This is a genomic window from Xanthobacter autotrophicus (genome assembly GCF_029991245.1).
Classification (GTDB): Bacteria; Pseudomonadota; Alphaproteobacteria; order Rhizobiales; family Xanthobacteraceae; genus Xanthobacter; species Xanthobacter autotrophicus_C.
This window is the reverse complement of the sequence record NZ_JAIVFO010000009.1, coordinates 38407-59120: the sequence shown is the minus strand read 5'-3', so window position 1 is coordinate 59120 and position 20714 is coordinate 38407. Positions and strand designations below refer to the sequence as shown.

The window sequence follows — 20714 nt, the reverse complement described above, 5'->3', positions numbered from 1 at the left end:
GCACCCGAAGATCGAGCGACAGCGCCTTGACCATGCCTGCCGGCCTCCAACTCCGGCAGGAAGCTTGAATCAGCTCGGCACTGATTTGAAAAGCCCCGGCGATTCAAAATGATCGGCTACCGCTCTAGAGCGTTTTCAAGCGAAGTGGATACCGGCTCGCGTAAAGAAAACGCGTCAAAACAAAATTCTAGAGCGTTTTACGTGAGCCAGTGCGAACGGAAAATGCTCTAGCTCCAGCGCAAAAGAAAAGGGCCGGCGCAGTGCGCCGGCCCTTTCCGTTTCGATTGATCGCGAAGGATGCGATCAGTCTTCCTTGGTCTCTTCCTTTTCGTCGGCCTCGCCGCCGGCAGCGCGCTGCTTGAGCGCGGCGCCGAGGATGTCACCGAGAGAGGCGCCGCTATCCTGCGAGCCGTAGGTGGCCACGGCCTCCTTCTCCTCGGCGATCTCGAGCGCCTTGACGGAGACCTGCACCTTGCGCGCCTTGCGGTCGAACAGGGTGACGCGGGCATCCAGCTTGTCGCCCACCGAGAAGCGCTCGGGGCGCTGGTCGTTGCGCTCGCGGGCCAGTTCCGACCGCTTGATGAAGGCGGAGAGGTCGGTGCCGGTGAGCTTCACCTCGATGCCGCCGTCCTTCACGTCGGTGACTTCGCAGGTGACGATGGCACCCTTCTTCACCTCGCCAGCCTCGGCGAAGGGATCGCCGGCAAGCTGCTTGATGCCCAGCGAGATGCGCTCCTTCTCGACGTCCACGTCGAGCACCACGGCCTTGACCATGTCGCCCTTGCGGTATTCGTCGATCACCTGCTCGCCCGGACGGTTCCAGTCGAGGTCGGAGAGGTGGACCATGCCGTCCACGTCGCCGTCGAGGCCGAGGAACAGGCCGAACTCGGTCTTGTTCTTGACCTCGCCTTCCACCACCGCGCCGGGGGCATACTTCTCGGCGAACGCTTCCCACGGATTCTGAAGCGTCTGCTTCAGACCCAGGGAAATACGGCGCTTGGCGCTGTCCACTTCCAGCACCTGGACCTCGACCTCCTGGGAGGTGGAGACGATCTTGCCGGGGTGGACGTTCTTCTTGGTCCACGACATTTCGGAGACGTGGATCAGGCCTTCGATGCCCGGCTCCAGTTCCACGAACGCGCCGTAGTCGGTGATGTTGGTGACGCGACCCTTGAAGCGGGCCTCCACCGGATACTTGGCCTCGATGCCCTCCCAGGGATCGCCCAGAAGCTGCTTCATGCCGAGCGAGATGCGGTGGGTCTCGTGGTTGATCTTGATGATCTTGACCTTGACCGTCTGGCCGATGTTGAGCACCTCGGTCGGGTGGTTCACGCGGCGCCAGGCGATGTCGGTGACGTGCAGCAGGCCGTCGATGCCGCCGAGGTCAACGAACGCACCGTAATCGGTGATGTTCTTCACCACGCCGTCGATGGCCTGGCCTTCCTCGAGGTTCTGGACCAGCTCGTGGCGCTGCTCGGCGCGGGTCTCTTCCAGCACGGTGCGGCGGGAGACCACGATGTTGCCGCGGCGGCGGTCCATCTTGAGGATCTGGAACGGCTGCTGGTTGTGCATCAGCGGGCCGACGTCGCGGATCGGGCGGATGTCCACCTGGGAGCGCGGCAGGAAGGCCACGGCGCCGTCGAGATCGACGGTGAAGCCGCCCTTCACCTGGTTGAAGATCACGCCGAAGACCTTCTCGTTGGCGGTGAACGCCTTCTCGAGCTTGATCCAGCTTTCCTCGCGGCGCGCCTTGTCGCGCGAGAGGACGGCTTCGCCCATGGCGTTCTCGACGCGCTCGAGATAGACCTCGACCTCGTCGCCCACCTGGATGGGGTTCTCGCGGCCGGGGCCGGCGAATTCGCGCAGCGCCACGCGGCCTTCGGTCTTCAGACCGATGTCGATGATCGCCAGATCCTTCTCGATGGCGACCACGATGCCCTTGACGACGGCACCTTCCTGCATGTCGGCGCGGCCGAAGCTCTCGTCGAGCAGGGCGGCGAAATCTTCACGGGTGGTTTCTACGGCGGACATTCACGCTCCAGACTTCTTGCGCCGGCATCTCGCGTTGCGAGGTCCGAACCGCTCGGGTGTCCGTCTTTCCATGGGGAAGGACGAACGGCCGCCGGCAAAGCGGCGGGCCGGCGCATGAGCCGGGCGGTACGGACGATGAATTGGGTGTCGCGATGTGCGCTCAGCGAAAGCCAGGGCGGGCTGCCTCCGACGATCAGGGCCGCGTATCCCGCGTACCCCTGCCCGCCCGGGCGGCTTCCTGCTTTTGAAGGAGCGCAGCCTCGGACCGGCGCTGAGATAGTCCAAAAGCCCCTTCAACGCAAGGGCTGGCGCCGGCCTCCCCTCAGGCGAGGCGGCCGCGGCGGTAACGCGGTCTCGAAACGCCGGATCCGCCCCGGTCAGTCCCGGCGCGCGGAAAGAGTCGCGCCGGGAAAGGCGTGTCCGGCCGCCACGTGCTCGGCCGGTGCCGCTTCGGCCCGGACCACCAGCACGGGGATGGTGGAATGGGTGAGCACCTTGGTGGTCTGGCTGCCGAGCACCAGCGCGGAGAAGCCCCGCCGGCCGTGGGAGGCCATGACGATGAGGTCGCATCGCTGGCGCTCGGCGGTGGCGATGATGGCCTCGTGCGGGTGGTCGTTCTCCACATGCACCGTCGCGGCCTCCACGCCGCTGGCCGCGGCCTTCTCCGCCGCCGCGCCGAGGATGCGGTCGGCGCGATGCTGCATGGTGCGGCGATAGATGTCTTCCGTGTCGGCGATCTGCTCCGCCTCGGTGGTGAGCAGGTGGAACGGCTCGCTGGCGGTGACAAGGACCAGGCGGGCGTGGAGTGCTGCGGCCAGATCGATAGCCTGGGTGACGGCGAGATCGGAAAGGGCCGAGCCGTCGGTTGCGACGAGGATGTTCTTGTACATCGTCTCCTCCCCCTTTCGGGAGAGGGAATGATAGCAAAGGTCGAGCGGGCTGCGGCTTGAGCGTGATCAACTCGGCGGGAGCGGGCGCGCTTTGACGTGCATTCGGGCGCCCCGCCTCACTCGGAGATGATCTTCACCTTCTCGCCGTACTTGAGCTTGGCGGCGGCATCGAGCCCGTTGAGGATCAGGAAGCGTTCCATGGGCCGGTCCGGCACCTGCATGCGGGCGGCCATCTTCTCCACATTGTCGCCGAGCCCCGCGGTGACGACGCGCACCCGCAGCGGCTTCACCGTCTCCGCCTCGCCGGAGGAGACGCGGCGGAAGGTGTCGGCGGCGGTGCGGAACTGCTTGTCCAGCTCCGGGGTCAGCTCCCGTGCCGCGAAGATGAGGCGGTAGACGTCCGATCCGAAGCGGATGGCGAACATGCGGAACGACCACTGGTCGCCGCGGGCGATGGCGGTTGAGGCGGTAAATCCGTTCACGGTGAGGCTTTCCACCGTATTGATCTCCACCCCCTCGACCCAGCCGGAGGACAGATACTGCGCCAGCGACTGGTCGGGGGCGACCCGCACCGCGTCGAGGCGCAGCGCCTCCCGCCCGGTCTGGGTGGCGCCCAGCACCGCCTGGGAGGTGTTCTCCAGCGAGAAGCCCTCGGGCGCGGTGAAGGTGAAGCCGAGCTTGGGATGGAAGAACCTGCGCCCGCGCACGAAGCCTTCCTTGGGATCGTCGCCATAGACCATGCCGTCGATGGCGGAGAAATAGGCGTTGCGGTCGCGCTCGCCGTCGCCCTGGGGGGCGCCATTGGCATATTGGCGGGCGTTGGCGATGGCGATGGAGATGCGCTCCGGCGTCGCCGGATGGGAGGACAGGAAGTCCATGTCCGGCGTGGTGGAAGAGGAGCTTGAGAAGGCCGCGCTCTTCAGGTCGCCGAACCGGCCCATGTCGGTGAGGAAGCGCGAGGCGCCGTAGGGATCGAAGCCCGCGCGCGCGGCGATGCCGACCCCGATGGCGTCGGCCTCCAGTTCCTGCCCGCGGGAGAATGAGGCGAGCGTGCGCCGGCTCTTCTGCATGGCCAGCGCCCCGAGGTCGGGATCGTTGACCACGTCGGAGATGACGCGGCTCACCAGCACCGCCTGCTTCACCTGGTCCTCGCGGATGGTGGCGTGGCGGGCGATGACGTGCGCCATCTCGTGGGCCAGCACGGAGGACAGCTCGGACGTGTCGTTGGCGAGGGACAGCAGGCCGCGGGTGACGTAGAGGGAGCCGTCCGGCAGGGCGAAGGCGTTGATGGCCGGCGAGTTCAGCACCGTGACGCGATACTTCAGGTCGGGCCGCTCGGAGGCGGCCACAAGCCGCTCCACCACCTGCTGGATCAGCGCCTTCAACTCGGGATCGTTGTAGGCGCCGCCATAGCTCGCCACCAGGCGCTCATGCTCGCGGCGCTGGTTGGGCGACATGTCGGCGTATTCGGACGCCGAGGCGGGCGAGGTCAAAGGCACGCTCGCCTGGTCGAGATCGAGGCCGGTGCAGGCCGACAGCCACAGCGGGAACAGCAGCGGCAGCGCGCGGGCCAAGATGGTCCAACGGACCATGCCCCAACGGCATGCGACGCGCCCGGCCGCGGGCTGCGTCGCCCGCTCCGTCCTGCCGTCCGGCCGTTGCTGCCTCACGTCCCGCACCGAAACCTCATGCAACCGTTTCACTCGCCGCCGCGCTTTGCGCGCACTGCCCGCGCCTCGGTGCCCGCCAGAAGGGCGATCTCGCCCGGCTGCCGCAGCATCATGGCAGGCCCCCCTTCCGCGCGCACCACGCCGCGCACCCGCACCAGGGTGCCGCGCAACATGGCTGGTTCAAGGCTATCGCCCATGATTGTGGCGAAATCCTCCCTTTCCATCATCGCAGTGAAATCTTGCCGCCAGCTTGACCCGAAATTGAGAAAAATCCGATCCTGTGTCCCGCCGGCCGCAAGCACCCGTCCCTCTGCTACGGTGAACAGGCCCGCGTGGATGGCCATGGCCTGCTCGTCGGCGGCCGGCGCCACCGCCGACGGCTCGGCCCAGATGCCGCGCCGGGCCGCCCGGGTTTGCGTCTCCGCCGCGAGCCGCTGGGGGAGGCAACTGCCATCCTGTGCCGTGGGCTGGGCATAGCCGGCGCCCGCCCGCAGCAGTGCCGTGGCGAGGTCTTCTTCTGCAAGGTCGTGTCGCGCCGGGCAGCTCAGCCATCCGGCCGCTGACCAACGGCCGTGCCGGTCCATGCGCCCCGCGCCGGGCCGCACAAGGCAGGATTGAAGCGCCGTCTGCACCGCGCGTTCGGCCGCCCGGGGCAGTGCCGCATCGCTCGCGAGCCGCGAGGGCAGGGCGATGCCCTCCGGCACGAACCGTCGCCCGTCGGAGAGGATGAGGGCGCCCGCATCGGACCAGGTGGCGGCGAGATTGGTGCCAAGGCTGGTGCCAAGATGGGTATCGAGGCTGGCCTGGGAGCCCTCGTCCGGGCTGGCCTGATCTGCCGGCACACAGGCGGCGTCTGCCCGGGCCGTCTGCGGTCCGGCGGCGGCCGCGAGGGCGATCGCGGTTGAGGCGATGGTGGTCGTGGCGCTGGCGAGGAGCGCCGTCCGTGGGCGGCGCACGCCCCATTCCCGCTTCGCTTCCGGTACCTGCGCGCGGCTGCGGGCGAAGCGGGTGTGGTGGGTGCGCAACTGCATGGCCGGACGATAGCCGATGGCGGCGTGCGCATGAAGGCGCCCCCGATCAACTCTGCTTACACCCTCTTTCCACTCCCCGCTTTCCACTGTCCGCCCGCCGCTCTTTCCTCCCGCTGCGGCTCGTTCTAGAAGGAGGCTGTGTCCCGGTAGCTCAGCAGGATAGAGCAGCGGTTTCCTAAACCGCAGGTCAGGGGTTCGAATCCCTTCCGGGACACCAGCGCGTCCATGCCTTGCGCGTTCTTCGCCTCGGCGAGGCCGTCCCCGGCCGGATGGCGACGGGGGCCTTGAGAGCCCTGTTTTCCAGAGCAGAACAAGCCGGTGAAGATCCCTCGGCAATGGGGTTGCCACAGGTGCCGGCGGGGTGCCGGGAGCCTGCCTGAGCGCGATGGGCGGGTTCTCCATTGCTGAAAGGCGCGCCCGTTTTGTTCTGCGGTCGGCCGGGGTTGCGTATCTTACGCACATGCTCTGTATGACGTGCGGCGGGTCCGATGCGAACCCGAACGCACTGCCTTGGAGAGTGACATGGCTGACCTCGTTATCATTGCCTATGAATCTGAGGCCAAAGCAGAGGCCGCCCGGCAGGAGCTTCTGAAGCTCCAGAAGGAATATCTGATCGAGCTGGGCGACGCCGTGATCGCCGTCCGGCAGGAGGACGGCTCGATCAAGCTGCACCAGCTGGTGAACACGACCCTCGCGGGCGCGGCGTCGGGCGGCCTTTGGGGCGGCCTCGTCGGGCTCCTCTTCCTGAACCCGCTCCTGGGCATGGCCATCGGTGCCGGCGCGGGCGCCCTCGCGGGAAAGTTCACCGACGTGGGCATCAATGATGACTTCATCAAGCAGGCCAGCTCGGCGCTTGGTCCGAATCAGGCTGCGCTGTGCGTTCTCGTCGGCAAGGTGACTGCGGACAAGGTGGTGGCCGACATGGCCCAGTTCGGCGGCACCGTGCTCCAGACCAGCCTCTCCACCGAGCAGGAAGAAAAGCTCCAGGCCGCCCTCAAGGGCGCATAGCGTCTCGCGCGATAGCTGGGCTGCCGCACCGGGGTCGTGTGGCGGCTCGGCCGTTCGCCTTTGCGAGCGCCGCGCTCAATGATCCCAGGCTTGACGTCGCGCCCCGCGACGTCGTGGGGGTGGCCATCTGGGTCCGGCGGCCGCAGACCGCGTCTGCCGGGATCATCGGGCCGCGGGGCGGTCTGCGCGCTTCAGTCGGCGGCGGTCGCCTCGGGCGTGCTGGCGCTGGCGGCGGCGTTGGGATCGCCGGGCTCGGTTTCCCAGGCGAGGCCGGGGATGGCCACGATGCGCCGGCCCTGGCTGTCGAGCCGGCAGACGATCACCTGACGCTCCTCCATATAGGCCAGAAGGCGCCGCGCCCGGCCCGGCGAGCGGCTGCCATAGGCCCGGGCCACGTCGGCATCGGAGGGGCAGGTGCGGCGGTCGAATGCGGCGCGGGCCAGCGAAAGGAACACGCCCTGCATGTCCTCCGGCAGGGTGCCGGCCATGGCCAGCACCTCGGCCCAGGGGGAATCCTCCGCTTCCGCCTCGGCGGCATCGATGCCCGCATGGGCCACCGCCAGCCGGCGGCGGAACGCCGACAGGCTCAGGGCGTCCCCGCCGATCCTGTGGATGCGGCAGCGCACCAGGAAATCCTGATAGAGCACGGAGATGGTGCGGAAGCCGGCGTCGCGCTCGCTCAGGATCTCGCGCAGCGCCGCATCGATGGCGGCCTGACGCTGTTCGGGCGAGAGGCTTGGCACCTGCGGCGCGGCGGCCTGCGGCGGCGCCGGGGACCCGCTGCGCGCGAGTTGGGCCAGCACGTCCGCCGTGGGCGCCACGGCCGGCGGACGGCGCGGCACCAGCGGGCGGACCTCGTCGGCGCCGGGGGTGAAGATGAGGTCGTGGGCGTCCTCGGCGGCGGCGGGCTCCGGCAGCGGCACCAGCTTGGGGCTGGTGGAGCGCGCGGCGGTCTCCACCGGGCCGATGTGGATCGGCAGCGGCCGGCGCGCCAGAGCGGGACCCAGCGCGATGAAATGGCCGCTCTGCAGGTCGCGGAACATTTCGGCCTGGCGCCGCTCCATGCCCAGCAGGTCGGCGGCGCGGGCCATGTCGATGTCGAGGAAGGTGCGGCCCATGAGGAAGTTGGAGGCTTCCGCCGCCACATTCTTGGCGAGCTTGGCGAGGCGCTGGGTGGCGATGACCCCGGCAAGGCCGCGCTTGCGGCCGCGGGACATGAGATTGGTCATGGCGCCGAGGGACACCTTGCGGGCCTCGTCCGATACCTCGCCCGCGGCGGTGGGGGCGAACAATTGCGCCTCGTCCACCACCACCAGAACCGGATACCAGACATCGCGGTCGGCATCGAACAGGCCGCCCAGGAAGGCGGCGGCGGCGCGCATCTGCTGCTCGGCGTCGAGCCCTTCCAGGTTGAGCACCACCGAGACCCGGTGCTGGCGGACCCGGGCGGCGATGCGCTGGAGGTCCGCCTCGCCGCGCTGGGCATCCACCACCACATGGCCGTAGCGGTCCGCCAAGGTGACGAAATCGCCCTCCGGATCGATGATGGCCTGCTGCACCCACGGCGCGCTCTGTTCCAGCAGGCGGCGCAGCAGGTGCGACTTGCCGGAGCCGGAATTGCCCTGCACCAGCAGGCGCGTGGCCAGCAGTTCCTCCAGGTCCAGCACGGCCGTGTCCCCGCCCGCGCGGGTGCCGAGGTCGATGGACACCTTGGCGGGCGCCGTCATCGCGGCGACCGCCCTGCGGGGAGGGCGCAAGAAATCATGGGGGCACTCATATCAATTCGCGCCGCGGGTTCAACCGCACGGTGCGGGAGAGGCTGGAGCCGGTGCCGGCCTTGTTGCCCCGTCCCGGTCCGCGCAGAGGTCTCAAAACACGCGCGGGATGAATGCGGTGGGCTGGGTTGCGACGCGATCCGGCCGCAGCGCGGGCGTGCCCGATGCCAGATCAGAGCGGCCATGCGCGTGCGCATGTACATCATTATACCATGGGCCTCGGTCTGCGGCCGAGGCCGAGAGGGCATCGACCAGGCGCCAGGGGCTTGACCAAAGGCCGGCGAGTCAAGCTCGACGGCCTTTGGTCTTGCCTGACGCCGGCAGCATCGACGCCGGCAGCATCGAGCCCGGGAGGTTTGCACGCCGGTGCCTGCCCCGGCTGTCCGCGCCTGCGGACACCGGACCGGAAGCCGCATCCCTCGGGACGGCGCGCCGGGTGCGCCTTGGCTTCAAACCTGCATGCAGGCACCGATGGTCCAGCGGTCGCGAACCCTTTCGGACAAAAGGGGGCGCGGCGCCGGCTCATGCATGGAAGCACGTGGCATGACGGACAAAGAGCAATGGGTCGTCTGGAACGGCTCCCTGGGGGTCCTCGACACGGTGACGATTGGCCAGATCGAACAGGGCGAGGGCGGGCGGAGCGCCTGTCTCGCGCCGCCCTATGGGGTCGTGGGGCCGTTCAGCCTGGACGAGCTTGAAACCAAGGGCCGGATCGCCTTCGGCGAATGCCTCGTCATGTCGCGGGCGAGGTGGCAGCAGGATCAGGTGGAACTGCGCATCGAGGCGCGGAAGAAGCGCCAGGCCTTCCTGTCCCGGTTGAATTTCGACGAGGACGACAAGGAGCACCGCGAGGCCCTCGACCTGCCCATGGAGGGCGTGCTCAAGCCGTCGGAGATCAATGCCGCCTTCCGGCGCCTGGCCAAGAGCGCGCATCCGGACGCCGGCGGCAGCGACGAACGGTATCGCCGCATCGCGGAAGCCCGGGACGCGCTGCTCGACCAGTTCGCCGGCGCCTCATAGGCATTCTGGGCAAAGATAGTCAGGGCGAGGGGCACGCTTTCCCTTCAATGGACCGCTCCACTGGGATGTGGACGGATGGGCCGTTTCGGCCCTGCCGGCGCGGCGCCTTCCGCCCGGCGGTCGCGTTGGCCACGAGTGATTCCCGCGCATGCCCCCCAATCTTCCGACGAAATTGCATCTTGATACCGTCAAAGGCTGCTTTGCGCACCTGACTCAAGGTTAGAAGCGGATTTCCACTGCGTTTGGTTCAGCATGAGCTGTTCCTGCACTAGGCGCGCCGCGGCGCGTTCGCCTACATTGGCCGCCTCTGCCATCCCCGCCGGCTGCATCAGCCCTCGGTTACCTTAGCCCGGCCCGGATGGAAGGAAGAGCGGCTTCACCCCGGCGACGCGTTCGGGGGAAGTCCGGGCGGGGGGGAAAATGAACGGACGTTCCTGGGCGCCGCACGGCGCCATCAGCCTTGTGTGCCTGACGACGCTGTTTGCGCCGGGCATGGCCCAGGCGGCCGACCTGCCGGTCAAGGCCCAGGCCACGGAGAATGTGAAGGTCTGCGCGGCCTATGGCCCCGGATTTTACTACATTCCGGGCACGGACACCTGCCTGAGGGTCGGCGGGTGGGCCCGCTTTGACACCTACATGAATGTCGCGGCGATCTTCTCGCAGGGCTCGGCGTTCGGCGGGCCGGGATACTCGCCGTTCGCCTTTCCGTTCCGGGATAAGCACGACGCCGATTACTTCACCCAGGGGCGCGGCGTCGCGGAGATCGATGCGCGGACGCAGACCGACTACGGCACCTTGCGCTCCTATTTCCGTGGCGGCGCCGAATGGGATTCCCAGATCGGGCCCGGCAACGGGCCCGGGCCTGGCCTCTATATCGAACGCGCTTTCATCCAGTTCGGGGGGCTGACGTTCGGCTATACCCAGTCGTTCTTCGACACCGGCATCGGCTATTCCATCGCCACCCTGTTCGCGGGCTCGGACACCTGGAACACCACGGCGGCCTACACGGCCGAATTCGGCAACGGCTTTTCCGCCTCGTTCGCCATTGAGGATGCGGCCAACCGCACCACCGGCGTCCAGGCCACGGGCGTGAGCATCACCGGCGTGACCTCGCCGTCCGACTTTCCGTTCGTGAGCGGCGGCACCGGCACCCCCTTGCTCTATGCGAACTACCAGGCCGGCCAGCAGACACCGGATGTGGTCGCGAACCTGCGGGCCGAGGGGGCGTGGGGACTGGTGCAACTGGCCGGTGCGCTGCACCAGGTGGGGGCCATGGCCCCCGCCTATCTCGGCGCGGCTTTCATCGGCAGTTCCAGCACCAGCCAATGGGGCTATGCCCTCGGCGCCTATACCGAGATCCGGCTGCCGTTCATCGGCGCGGGCGACAGCCTTTACCTTCAGGCCAACTATTCCCAAGGCGCCCTCAATTATGCCGGTCTTGCCGCCGGCAACCAGAACCGGCTGCAGGCCATCGGCTATATCCCGCTCAACAGCGTCGGCCTCATGAGCGGCGCCTATTATCCCCTCGCCGACGCGGTGATGGGTCCGGACGGATCCTACGAGATGGTCGGCGCGTGGGCGATCCAGGGCCAGTTCCGGCATTTCTGGGTGCCCGCGGTGCGCTCCGCCGTGTTCGGCGGCTATGTCAGCGTGGATGTGCCGACCAATGTGGTGGGGGCGGCGAGCTTCGCCATGTGGCAGGCGGGCGTGAACACCTTCTGGTCGCCGGTGCGCGATCTCGATATCGGCGCGGAGGTGGTCTACACCGCCGTCGACGGCAGCCGGCCGCTGGGCATCGCCAGCGCCGTTTCCGCCAGCGGGGGCGTCATTCCCACGCTGGTAGGTGGCTCCGCCAACGCCGTTTCCGGCGCGGTGCGAATCCAGCGCAGCTTCTGAGGGCTATCGGCCGCGCCGCCGTTATACCATCGGCCTCGGTCGTTGACCGGGGCCGAGCGGGTCCACCCAAGCGTCGCGCGGGCTGTTGGCATTACAGGCGGCGCAGGCTCACCTCCGCCACCTCGTGCTCGCCGGTCTTGCGCAGGATGAGGTCGGCGCGCTGGCGGGTGGGCAGCACATTGTCCACGAGGTTGGGCAGGTTGATGCCGCGCCAGATGGACAGGGCGGTGGCGCGGGCCTGCTCTTCGGTGAGCTGCGAGTAGCGGTGGAAGTAGGACAAAGGGTCCTTGAAGGCGGTGGCCCGCAGCCGCATGAAGCGCTCCACGTACCAGCGCTCGATCACGTCCTCGTCGCCATCGATATAGACCGAGAAGTCGAAGAAGTCGGAGACGAAGGGAATGGCCTTGCCATCCTTCGGCGGGCGGGTGGTCTGCAGCACGTTGAGGCCTTCGACGATCAGGATGTCCGGCCGGTCGATTTCCACATACTGGTCGGGCATCACGTCGTAGAAGAAGTGGGAATAGAGCGGCGCGCGCACCGGCCGCCGGCCGGCCTTGATGTCGGTGAGGAAGCGCAGCAGCAGCGGCAGGTCGTAGCTTTCGGGGAAGCCCTTCTTCTCCATCAGCCCCTCGCGCTCGAGGATGGCGTTGGGCAGGAGGAACCCGTCGGTGGTGACGAGGTCCACCTTGGGCGTGTTGGTCCAGCGCGCCAGCAGCGCCTGGAGCACGCGGGCAGTGGTGGACTTGCCCACCGCCACCGATCCGGCCACCCCGATGATGTAGGGCATCTTGCCATCGCCGTTCGCCTCGCTGTCGCGGTGGTCGAGGAAGTGGCTCATGGCGCGGAAGAGCTTTTGCGTTGCCGCAACGTAAAGCGACAGCAGGCGGGACAGCGGGAGGTAGATTTCCTCCACCTCCTGCATGGAGAGATGGACGCCGAGGCCCTCCAGCCGGGTGATTTCATCCGGCCGCAGGGTCATGGGCGTGTCGCGTCTCAGCGCGGCCCATTCGGCGCGCGAAAAGGTGCGATAGGGCGAGAGGCCTGGGTCGAGCCGTCGATCCATGGGGTGCCTCGTGCTTTCCTCAGCCGTGCTGCCGGGCGGCTTTTTCGGCAAGGCCGGACTGGCCGGTGCGTCGCGCAAGCTCCGCATGGACATCGGCCAGCGGCACCCCGCGCGCCTTCAGCAGCACGAGGAGATGGTAGATGAGATCGCTGGTTTCCGCGACGAGCGCCTTCTCATCGCCGGCGACGGCGGCGATCACCGTCTCCACCGCCTCCTCGCCCAGCTTCTGGGCGCATTTCTCGACGCCCTTGTCGAGCAGCGAGCGGGTATAGGACGCCCCCGCATCCGCCGAGGCGCGCGCCGCGACGATGGCTTCGAGGTCGGCGAGGGTGAAGCTGTCGCTCATGACGGTGGCCGGGAGACGGAGGGCGGGGAAGGGGGCGTCCAGGCGCGCGGCCTAAACGTCGAGGCGGACCGGCAGCCCCGCTTCCGCAAGGCGTTCCTTGGCCTCGCGGATGGTGAAGGTGCCGAAATGGAAGATGGAGGCGGCCAGCACCGCCGAGGCGCCACCGTCGCGGATGCCGTCCACCAGATGGTCGAGGGTGCCGACGCCGCCGGAGGCGATCACCGGCACGTGCACCGCGTCCGCCACCGCGCGGGTGAGGGCGCAGTCGAAGCCCTGGCCGGTGCCGTCCCGGTCCATGGAGGTGAGCAGGATCTCGCCGGCACCGAGGTCCACCACCTCGCGGGCGAACGCGATGGCGTCGATGCCGGTGGGGGTGCGCCCGCCGTGGGTGAAGATCTCCCAGCGGTTCTCCTCGCCCTCTTTGCTCACCTTCTTGGCATCGATGGCCACCACGATGCACTGCTCGCCGAACTTCTCCGCCGCCTCGCCCACGAAGGCGCGGCGGTTCACGGCGGCGGTGTTGATGGAGACCTTGTCGGCGCCGGCATGCAGCAGGGTGCGCACGTCGTCCACGGTGCGCACGCCGCCGCCCACGGTGAGCGGCATGAAGCACTGCTCGGCGGTGCGGCGCACCACGTCGAGGATGGTGCCGCGGTTCTCGTGGCTGGCGGTGATGTCGAGGAAGGTCAGCTCGTCCGCGCCGGCGAGGTCATAGGCCCGAGCCGCCTCCACCGGATCACCGGCGTCGCGCAGGTCCACGAACTGGACACCCTTCACCACGCGGCCGTCCTTCACGTCGAGGCAGGGGATGACGCGGACTTTCAGCATGGCACACCTATCGTCCCGCCACCAGCGCCAGCGCCTCGCGGGCATCGAGCCGGCCATCGTACAGGGCGCGGCCGGTGATGGCGCCCTGAAGCCGCTTCGCGCGCGGGGTGAGCAGCGCCTCGATGTCCGCCAGCGAGGCAAGGCCGCCGGAGGCGATCACCGGCAGGTTCACCGCTTCCGCCAGCGCCACGGTGGCGTCGAGGTTCAGGCCCTTGAGCAGGCCGTCGCGGGCGATATCGGTGTAGATGATGGCGGCGACGCCCGCATCCTCGAACCTCCTGGCGATGTCCACGGCGGCGATGTCCGAGGTCTCGGCCCAGCCCTCCACGGCGACGCGGCCGTCGCGGGCGTCGAGGCCCACCACGATGCGGCCGGGATGGGCTTTCGCCGCAGCCTTCACGAAGTCCGGGTCGCGCACCGCGGCGGTGCCGAGGATGACGCGGGTCACCCCCTTGCCCAGCCATGCCTCGACGGTCTTCAGGTCGCGGATGCCGCCGCCGAGCTGCACCGGGATGGAGACGGTCTCCAGGATGCGCTCCACCGCCGCCGCGTTGACCGGCTTGCCGGCGAAGGCGCCGTCGAGGTCCACGAGATGGAGGTAGCGAAAGCCGAGGGTCTCGAACTCCGCCGCCTGGGCGGCGGGATCGCGGTTGAACACGGTGGCCCGCGCCATGTCGCCCTGTTCGAGGCGCACGGCGAGGCCGTCCTTGAGGTCGATGGCCGGAAAAAGGATCACGGGTGCCACTTCAGGAAATTCGCGAGGAGCGCAAGGCCGAGCCTCTGGCTCTTCTCGGGATGAAACTGGGTGCCGGCCACGTTGTCGCGCGCGACCATGGCGGTGATGGTGCTGCCATAGTCCGTGGTGGCGACGAGGTCGATGCCGTCGGCCGGCTTCAGGTGGTAGGAATGCACGAAATAGGCGTGCAGCCCGCCTTCGCCGGTGGGAATACCGGCCAGCAGCGGGTGTTCGCGCGCGGTCTGGAGCGTGTTCCAGCCCATGTGCGGGATCTTCAGCTCGGGGTCGGCGGGGGTGATGCGCTCCACCTCGCCGCGAATCCAGCCGAGGCCTTCGGTCACCCCGTGCTCCAGCCCGCGCTCGGCGAGCAGCTGGAGGCCGACGCAGATGCCGAGGAAGGGGCGGCCGCGCGCCTTCACCGCCTCGGTCATGGCCTCCACCATGCCGGGCACGGCGTCGAGGCCGGCGCGGCAGTCGGCGAAGGCGCCGACGCCCGGCAGCACCACCCGGTCGGCGGTGCGCACCACGTCGGGATCGCTGGTGACCACCACCCGTTCCGCGCCCACATCGAGGGCGGCGCGCTCCATGGCCTTGGCGGCGGAGTGCAGGTTGCCGGAATTATAGTCGATGATCGCGACGCTCATCCTCAGGCTCCCGGAAAGGCGCCGATGACGCCGGCCTGGCCGCCCGCGAAGGCGGCGGGGGGCACCATGGGGCGGATGGCCGGGAGATCGGCACGCACCGGCGGAGCGGGACGGGCCCCGACCCAGTCCGCGAAGAAACGCTGCTCCGCCTCGTCCCGGTCGCGGGCGATCACCACGGCGGCTTCCTCATAGCCCTGCCGGGCCAGCTTGCGCAGGCGCAGGGCCGGCAGCTCGAAGGCCAGCAGCAGGTGGAAGCCCGCCATCACCACGTCGGTCACCGCCTGGGCCAGGCCGGCGAAGTGCTCGGCGAGCTGCAGCACCACCACCACCGCCACATAGGCGGCAAGCGGCAGCCAGAGCCGGAAGCGCGCCAGCACGAACGGCGCGAAAAACAGGGTCGCCCACGAGAACTTCTCGCGCACGAACACGGTGCGGCCGGCGACCGCCTCGGCGGTGTCGCCGGGTTCCGTCCTGCTCAGGACCGTCCAGATGGCCATCGTCCGGCTCCCTCAGGTTCCCAGAGCGCCCTTGGTGGAGGGGATCTCCCCCGCCGCCGCCGGGTCCACCGCCACCGCCGCCCGCAGCACCCGGGCGAGGCCCTTGAAGCAGCTTTCCGCGATGTGGTGGGCGTTCACGCCGTACAGCGTCTCCACATGCAGGGTCACCCCGGCGCTGGAGGCGAAGGCCTGGAAGAACTCGCGCACCAGCTCGGTGTCGAACTCGCCGATCTTGGGCACCGCGAATTCGGTGCGGAACACCAGGAACGGCCGGCCCGAAATGTCGAGGGCGACGCGGGTCAGGGTCTCGTCCATGGGCAGCAGCACGTCGGCATAGCGGGTGATGCCGCGCATGTCGCCGAGCGCCTTCTTCAGCGCCTGGCCGAGCACGATGCCCACATCCTCGGTGGTGTGGTGGAAATCCACATGGAGGTCGCCCACGGCCTTGATCTCAAGGTCGAAGCGGGCGTGCCGGGCCAGAAGGTCCAGCATATGGTCCAGGAAGCCGATCCCCGTGGAGATGGCAGAGCGGCCCGTGCCGTCGAGATCGACGGTGAGGGCGACGCGGGTCTCCTTGGTTTCGCGGACGATGTCGGCCTTGCGCATGGAACTCCTCCAAGGCCGCGGGTTCTATCAGTAACGTCGCTGCATTGCCATATGGCGAAGAGATGACGTTTTCCGGCATCCGATCCTCCCCTCGCCGTGGCGGATGTGGCATAGCACCAGCGCCAGCGCTTGGGGGATGCCGATGCCGACGACGCAGAACGACGGGCTCGAACTTGCCTATCAGGTGAGCGGGGAGGGGCCGCCGGTCCTCATCATTTCCGGCCTGTCCGCGGAGCGCTCGTTCTGGGCGCTGACGCGACCGCTGCTCGCGGGCTTCACCCTCATCGAGTTCGACAACCGCGATATCGGCAAGAGCGCGCGCGCCACGGGACCCTATACCGCAGCGGACATGGCGCGCGACGCCCTTGCCGTGCTCGACGCGGCGGGAATCCCGAAGGCGCACGTCATCGGCCATTCCATGGGCGGCATGATCGCCCAGGAGCTGGCCCTCATGGCGCCGCAGCGCGTGGACCGGCTGGTGCTCTCCAACACCATCGCCCGCAACGACCTCTACACCACCGAGATCATGCGCCTGCTCAAGGAGCTGAGGCTCCAGCTCGACAACGAGCTGACCTTCGGCGCGGCGCTCACCAGCTTCGTGCTGGGCATGAAGACGCTGAAGACGATCCCGCTCTTTGCTGCGGTGCAGCAATCCCTGGATGCCGGGCTCTACCAGGAGAAGGACGCCTTCCTGCGCCAGCTCGACGTGTGCGCCAAGGTGGACACCATCGCGCGGCTCGGCCGCATCTCGGCCCCGACGCTGGCCATTTATTGCGACGACGACCGCCTGTTCTCGCCCCACATGGTGCGGGAGATCGCGGACGGCATCAACGGCGCGGCGCTGGATGAAATCCTCGACAGCGGGCACTGCCCCATGGTGGAGGCCCCGGCGAATTTCGCCACCACCGTCCGCGCCTTCCTGCAAGGCAGCTGAGGCAAGGCAGCTGAGGGGGAGAGATTGCCGCCGCTCGGTTGCGTCCGCGCCGGAACGCCCTAAGTAAGGCCCCGAGCGGAGCTTTTCATGCAGCATTCCCCGGATACCATTTACGGCACCACCATCGTCACCGTCCGCAAGGGCAACCGCGTTGCCATAGCGGGCGACGGGCAGGTGACGCTTGGCCAGACCGTTCTGAAATCCAACGCGCGCAAGGTGCGCCGGCTCGGCCGGGGGGATGTGATCGGCGGCTTCGCCGGCGCCACGGCGGATGCCTTCACGTTGTTCGAGCGGCTGGAAGCCAAGCTGGAGCAATATCCCGGGCAGCTCCAGCGCGCCGCCGTGGAACTCGCCAAGGACTGGCGCACCGACCGCTACCTGCGCCGGCTGGAAGCCATGATGATCGTGGCGGATGCCTCCATCTCCCTCGTGCTCACCGGCACCGGCGACGTGCTGGAGCCGGAGGTGGGGGTGGCCGGCATCGGCTCTGGCGGCATGTTCGCGCTGGCTGCCGCGCGGGCCCTGCTCGACCGCGAGGAGGATCCCGAGGCCATCGTGCGCCGCTCGCTGGAGATCGCCTCCGACATCTGCGTCTACACCAACCGCAACATCGTGGTGGAAACCATCGGCGCCTAATACCGATGGCCCGTGAGTTTGACTCATGGGCCACCGGCCAAGCCCGCGCGGCGCCTGAGCGTACCCACTTGGCGTCGGTCGAAGACCGAGGCCGATGGTATAAGGCCCTGCTCGCGCCTTCACGGCGCGCCGGACCGCGACCCGAACGCCACCAGATTCCATGAGCGACCCTTCATGAGCGACTTTTCCCCCCGCGAGATCGTCTCCGAGCTGGACCGCCACATCGTCGGCCAGGCCAATGCGAAGAGGGCGGTGGCCATCGCCCTGCGCAACCGCTGGCGGCGCCAGCAGCTGGACGACAAGCTGCGCGAGGAGGTGCTGCCCAAGAACATCCTGATGATCGGCCCCACCGGCGTCGGCAAGACCGAGATTTCCCGCCGCCTCGCCCGCCTTGCCGGCGCGCCCTTCCTCAAGGTGGAGGCCACCAAGTTCACGGAAGTGGGCTATGTGGGCCGCGACGTGGAGCAGATCGTGCGCGACCTCGTGGAGGTGGGCATCGGCCTGGTGCGCGAGGCGCGGCGCAAGGATGTGCAGGCGAAAGCCCATCTCGCCGCCGAGAACCGGGTGCTCGACGCGCTCGTGGGCGCCACCGCCTCCCCCGCCACCCGCGACGCCTTCCGCAAGCGCCTGCGCGCGGGCGAGCTGGACGACAAGGAAGTGGAGATCGAGATCCAGGCCGGCGGCCAGGGCATGCCCATGTTCGAGATCCCCGGCATGCCGGGGACGCAGATGGGCGCCGTCAATCTGGGCGACATGCTGGGCAAGGCCTTCGGCGGCCGCTCCAAGCCGCGCCGCGTCAACGTGAAGGAGGCCCATCCGCTGCTCCTCGCGGAGGAGGCGGACAAGCTCATCGACCAGGACGCCATCGTCCAGGATGCCATCCACCAGGTGGAGAACAACGGCATCGTCTTCCTCGACGAGATCGACAAGATCGCCGGCCGCGAGGGCCGCTCGGGCGCGGATGTCTCCCGCGAGGGCGTGCAGCGGGACCTGCTGCCCCTCATCGAGGGCACCACGGTCTCCACCAAGCACGGGCCGGTGAAGACCGACCACATCCTGTTCATCGCCTCCGGCGCCTTCCACGTCTCCAAGCCGTCGGACCTGTTGCCCGAGCTGCAGGGCCGCCTGCCCATCCGGGTGGAGCTGGAGGCGCTGACGCGGGCTGATTTCGTGCGCATCCTCACCGAGACTGAGGCGAGCCTCGTCAAGCAGTCGGTGGCGCTCATGGGCACCGAGGGGGTGACGCTCACCATCACCGCCGACGCGGTGGAGGCCATCGCCGACGCGGCGGTGGAGGTGAATTCCAACGTGGAGAATATCGGCGCCCGGCGGCTCCAGACCGTCATCGAGCGGGTGCTGGACGACCTGTCCTTCTCCGCACCCGACCGCTCCGGCGAGAGCGTGGTGGTGGATGCGGAGTATGTGCGCTCGCGCGTCGCCGACCTGGCGCGCAACGCCGACCTGAGCCGCTTCATCCTCTGACCGAGCCGGGGCGCCGGGTCTCTCAGGAGAGGCGGCGCCGATCCTGCCAGGCGAGCTTCTTGCGGTAGAGGGTGGAGGGGCTGAGGTCGAGGGCGGCTGCCGCCAGCGGGATGTTGCCGTCGAACGCGGCGATGGCCGCCTCGATCACCCGCCGCTCCACGATGGCGAAGGGCTCGACCCGGCCGAACGTGCCTCCATGCGCCGCATCGATCAGCTTGGCGATGGCCTGGGCGTGGGGCGCTTCGGCCTGGTGCGCCGGCTCGGTCTCCTCGAACAGGTCGGGTCCCAGCAAGCCGCCGTCGCCGAGAAGCACAGCGCGCCGCATCAGGTTCTGAAGTTCCCGGACATTGCCGGGGAAGGGGCGGGCCCGCAGCACCTCGGCCGCGCCGGGGCCGAGCCGCGAAATGGGCCGTCCTTCCTCGCCGGCGAAGCGGGCCAGGAAAGCTTCCGCAAGGACAACCACATCGTCGCCGCGCTCGCGCAGGGGCGGCAGGGCCAGGGTGAGAACGTCCAGCCGGTAGAACAGGTCTTCGCGCAGGCGGCCCGCGCGCACGTCCTCCAGCGGATCGCGCGCGGTGGCGCAGACGAGGCGCACGTCGCTGGTACGCTCGTCCGTCTCGCCGGCCCGGCGGAAGCGGCCTTTCTCCAGGAAATGAAGCAGCTTGCTTTGGGTGGCGTTGTCCAGCTCCGCCACCTCGTCGAGCAGCAGCGTGCCGCCGTGGGCGCGTTCGATGGCGCCGGGGCCGGTCAGGCCGAAGACGGCCTGTTCCATGTAGCTCGCGGGGATGGCGGAACAGTTGAGGGCATTGAAGGGGCCGTCCTGCCGTGTCGAGGCCGCGTGCAGGGCGGCGGCGGCCAGACCCTTGCCGGTTCCGCTTTCCCCGGTCACGAAGACCGGCGCGCGGGACGCCGCCAGGCGCTCGATCTGCTCATAGACCGCCTGCATGGCCGGCGAGCGGCCGAGGAAGCCGCAGAAGTCGCCATTGCGCGGCAGCTGGGGACGATCGCGCCGCCGCCGTTCCGGACGACGGGCCGGCGTTGACGCCAAAAGGCGGTCCACCACGTCCTCGGGCCCGATGGGCTTGATCACCACGTCGTCGGCGCCGGCGCGCATGGCAGCCACGGCGTCCGCCACCGAAGCCCCACGCGCCAGCGCCACCACCAGCGTTCCCGCAAAACCGGCCGCCCGCAGCCGCCGGGTCGCTTCTTCCGGATGGTCAGCCGCCAGCAGGATGGCCGCGCAGCGCGGCGCCAGGGGCACGCCCGCGGCGAGATCCTCCGCTTCCAGCACGTGCAAGGCATCGCGCCGGGCGAACGCGGCACGCATCATGGTGCGCACGTCCGAGTCCGGGTCGCAGACCAGAACGCAGGTGCGCCGGTCGGTCTGGGGGGCCGAAGGGTTCACAATCATGGCGCGTATTCGGGTAAAAGGCTACGGTAAGAGGACCTGATCGTCAAACGAGACAAAGTGATCGATCCGGTCTCTGGAGCGGTCCAGGCAGGCATGGTTACAGATACTGCATGGTGAAAAGCCTTGGAAACAAGAACATGCAGTGCTTTAGGTGAATCCGTGCCCAACCTATGGGCAGTCGTGGGTATCATATGCCGCAAGCGCCATCCC

At 68.6% G+C, this 20714-nt stretch carries 19 protein-coding genes and 1 tRNA gene; 7 read left to right on the top strand and 13 right to left on the bottom strand.

Going from position 1 to position 20714, the window contains the following annotated elements; translation table 11 throughout:
* Positions 1-303: 303 nt before the first annotated feature.
* The 4 genes from rpsA to K9U41_RS03465 form a co-directional block, all read right to left on the bottom strand.
* Entirely contained in the window at positions 304-2031 is a 1728-nt protein-coding gene (rpsA, locus tag K9U41_RS03480) for a 30S ribosomal protein S1 (RefSeq protein ID WP_282639473.1), read from the bottom strand.
* 377 nt (positions 2032-2408) lie between these two features.
* Positions 2409-2921: a universal stress protein gene (locus K9U41_RS03475; RefSeq protein ID WP_282639472.1), complete on the bottom strand. Its 513-nt coding sequence runs from the start codon at positions 2919-2921 to the stop codon at positions 2409-2411.
* A 116-nt stretch (positions 2922-3037) separates the two neighbouring features.
* Complete coding sequence (locus K9U41_RS03470; RefSeq protein ID WP_282639471.1) at positions 3038-4513, bottom strand: M48 family metalloprotease; 1476 nt, start codon at positions 4511-4513, stop codon at positions 3038-3040.
* A 107-nt stretch (positions 4514-4620) separates the two neighbouring features.
* Complete coding sequence (locus tag K9U41_RS03465; protein ID WP_282639470.1) at positions 4621-5622, bottom strand: hypothetical protein; 1002 nt, start codon at positions 5620-5622, stop codon at positions 4621-4623.
* A gap of 140 nt (positions 5623-5762) precedes the next feature.
* On the opposite strand from K9U41_RS03465, the gene K9U41_RS03460 reads away from it, so the two are divergent.
* Together K9U41_RS03460 and K9U41_RS03455 are read left to right on the top strand one after the other, a co-directional pair.
* Positions 5763-5839: transfer RNA gene (locus tag K9U41_RS03460), tRNA-Arg, on the top strand.
* A 305-nt stretch (positions 5840-6144) separates the two neighbouring features.
* The gene (locus K9U41_RS03455) at positions 6145-6630 is read left to right on the top strand and encodes a DUF1269 domain-containing protein (protein ID WP_282639469.1); all 486 of its coding nucleotides are present in this window, start codon (positions 6145-6147) and stop codon (positions 6628-6630) included.
* A gap of 191 nt (positions 6631-6821) precedes the next feature.
* Here K9U41_RS03455 and K9U41_RS03450 read toward each other — a convergent pair whose 3' ends face one another.
* Positions 6822-8357 carry an ATP-binding protein gene (locus K9U41_RS03450; RefSeq protein ID WP_282639468.1) on the bottom strand — a complete coding sequence of 512 codons (1536 nt, stop codon included), beginning with the start codon at positions 8355-8357 and terminating at the stop codon, positions 6822-6824.
* 591 nt (positions 8358-8948) lie between these two features.
* On the opposite strand from K9U41_RS03450, the gene K9U41_RS03445 reads away from it, so the two are divergent.
* Together K9U41_RS03445 and K9U41_RS03440 are read left to right on the top strand one after the other, a co-directional pair.
* A complete protein-coding gene (locus tag K9U41_RS03445) occupies positions 8949-9425 on the top strand; it encodes a J domain-containing protein (protein WP_282639467.1) in 477 nt (158 codons plus the stop codon).
* Between the two features lie 420 nt (positions 9426-9845).
* Positions 9846-11321, top strand: a complete 1476-nt coding sequence (locus tag K9U41_RS03440) for a porin (protein ID WP_282639466.1) — start codon at positions 9846-9848, stop codon at positions 11319-11321.
* Positions 11322-11412: 91 nt separating this feature from the next.
* On the opposite strand, the gene coaA is transcribed toward K9U41_RS03440, so the two are convergent.
* Genes coaA through hisB form a run of 7 tightly spaced genes read right to left on the bottom strand, consistent with a single transcriptional unit; the run spans position 11413 to position 16041 of the window.
* Positions 11413-12384 carry a type I pantothenate kinase gene (gene coaA, locus K9U41_RS03435; RefSeq protein ID WP_282639465.1) on the bottom strand — a complete coding sequence of 324 codons (972 nt, stop codon included), beginning with the start codon at positions 12382-12384 and terminating at the stop codon, positions 11413-11415.
* A gap of 19 nt (positions 12385-12403) precedes the next feature.
* Positions 12404-12730: a phosphoribosyl-ATP diphosphatase gene (locus K9U41_RS03430; protein ID WP_282639464.1), complete on the bottom strand. Its 327-nt coding sequence runs from the start codon at positions 12728-12730 to the stop codon at positions 12404-12406.
* Positions 12731-12781: 51 nt separating this feature from the next.
* Positions 12782-13558, bottom strand: coding sequence for an imidazole glycerol phosphate synthase subunit HisF (gene hisF, locus K9U41_RS03425; RefSeq protein ID WP_282639463.1), 777 nt, complete (start codon positions 13556-13558; stop codon positions 12782-12784).
* 7 nt (positions 13559-13565) lie between these two features.
* Positions 13566-14303, bottom strand: coding sequence for a 1-(5-phosphoribosyl)-5-[(5-phosphoribosylamino)methylideneamino]imidazole-4-carboxamide isomerase (gene hisA, locus K9U41_RS03420; RefSeq protein ID WP_282639462.1), 738 nt, complete (start codon positions 14301-14303; stop codon positions 13566-13568).
* The gene (gene hisH, locus K9U41_RS03415; protein WP_282639461.1) at positions 14291-14938 is read right to left on the bottom strand and encodes an imidazole glycerol phosphate synthase subunit HisH; all 648 of its coding nucleotides are present in this window, start codon (positions 14936-14938) and stop codon (positions 14291-14293) included. The genes hisA and hisH overlap by 13 nt, the downstream gene beginning before the upstream one ends.
* Positions 14939-14940: 2 nt before the next feature.
* Entirely contained in the window at positions 14941-15435 is a 495-nt protein-coding gene (locus K9U41_RS03410) for a DUF2628 domain-containing protein (protein ID WP_282639460.1), read from the bottom strand.
* Between the two features lie 12 nt (positions 15436-15447).
* Positions 15448-16041: an imidazoleglycerol-phosphate dehydratase HisB gene (hisB, locus tag K9U41_RS03405; protein WP_282639459.1), complete on the bottom strand. Its 594-nt coding sequence runs from the start codon at positions 16039-16041 to the stop codon at positions 15448-15450.
* Between the two features lie 142 nt (positions 16042-16183).
* Here hisB and K9U41_RS03400 point away from each other — a divergent pair, with 142 nt between their 5' ends.
* The 3 genes from K9U41_RS03400 to hslU all read left to right on the top strand — a co-directional run bounded on the left by K9U41_RS03400 (position 16184) and on the right by hslU (position 19093).
* A complete protein-coding gene (locus K9U41_RS03400; RefSeq protein ID WP_282639458.1) occupies positions 16184-16975 on the top strand; it encodes an alpha/beta fold hydrolase in 792 nt (263 codons plus the stop codon).
* An 87-nt stretch (positions 16976-17062) separates the two neighbouring features.
* On the top strand, positions 17063-17611 hold the full coding sequence (gene hslV / locus K9U41_RS03395; RefSeq protein WP_282639457.1) for an ATP-dependent protease subunit HslV: 549 nt from the start codon (positions 17063-17065) through the stop codon (positions 17609-17611).
* A 174-nt stretch (positions 17612-17785) separates the two neighbouring features.
* Positions 17786-19093, top strand: coding sequence for an ATP-dependent protease ATPase subunit HslU (hslU, locus tag K9U41_RS03390; protein ID WP_282639456.1), 1308 nt, complete (start codon positions 17786-17788; stop codon positions 19091-19093).
* Positions 19094-19115: 22 nt separating this feature from the next.
* Here hslU and K9U41_RS03385 read toward each other — a convergent pair whose 3' ends face one another.
* On the bottom strand, positions 19116-20504 hold the full coding sequence (locus tag K9U41_RS03385) for a sigma-54-dependent transcriptional regulator (protein WP_282639455.1): 1389 nt from the start codon (positions 20502-20504) through the stop codon (positions 19116-19118).
* Positions 20505-20714: the final 210 nt, after the last annotated feature.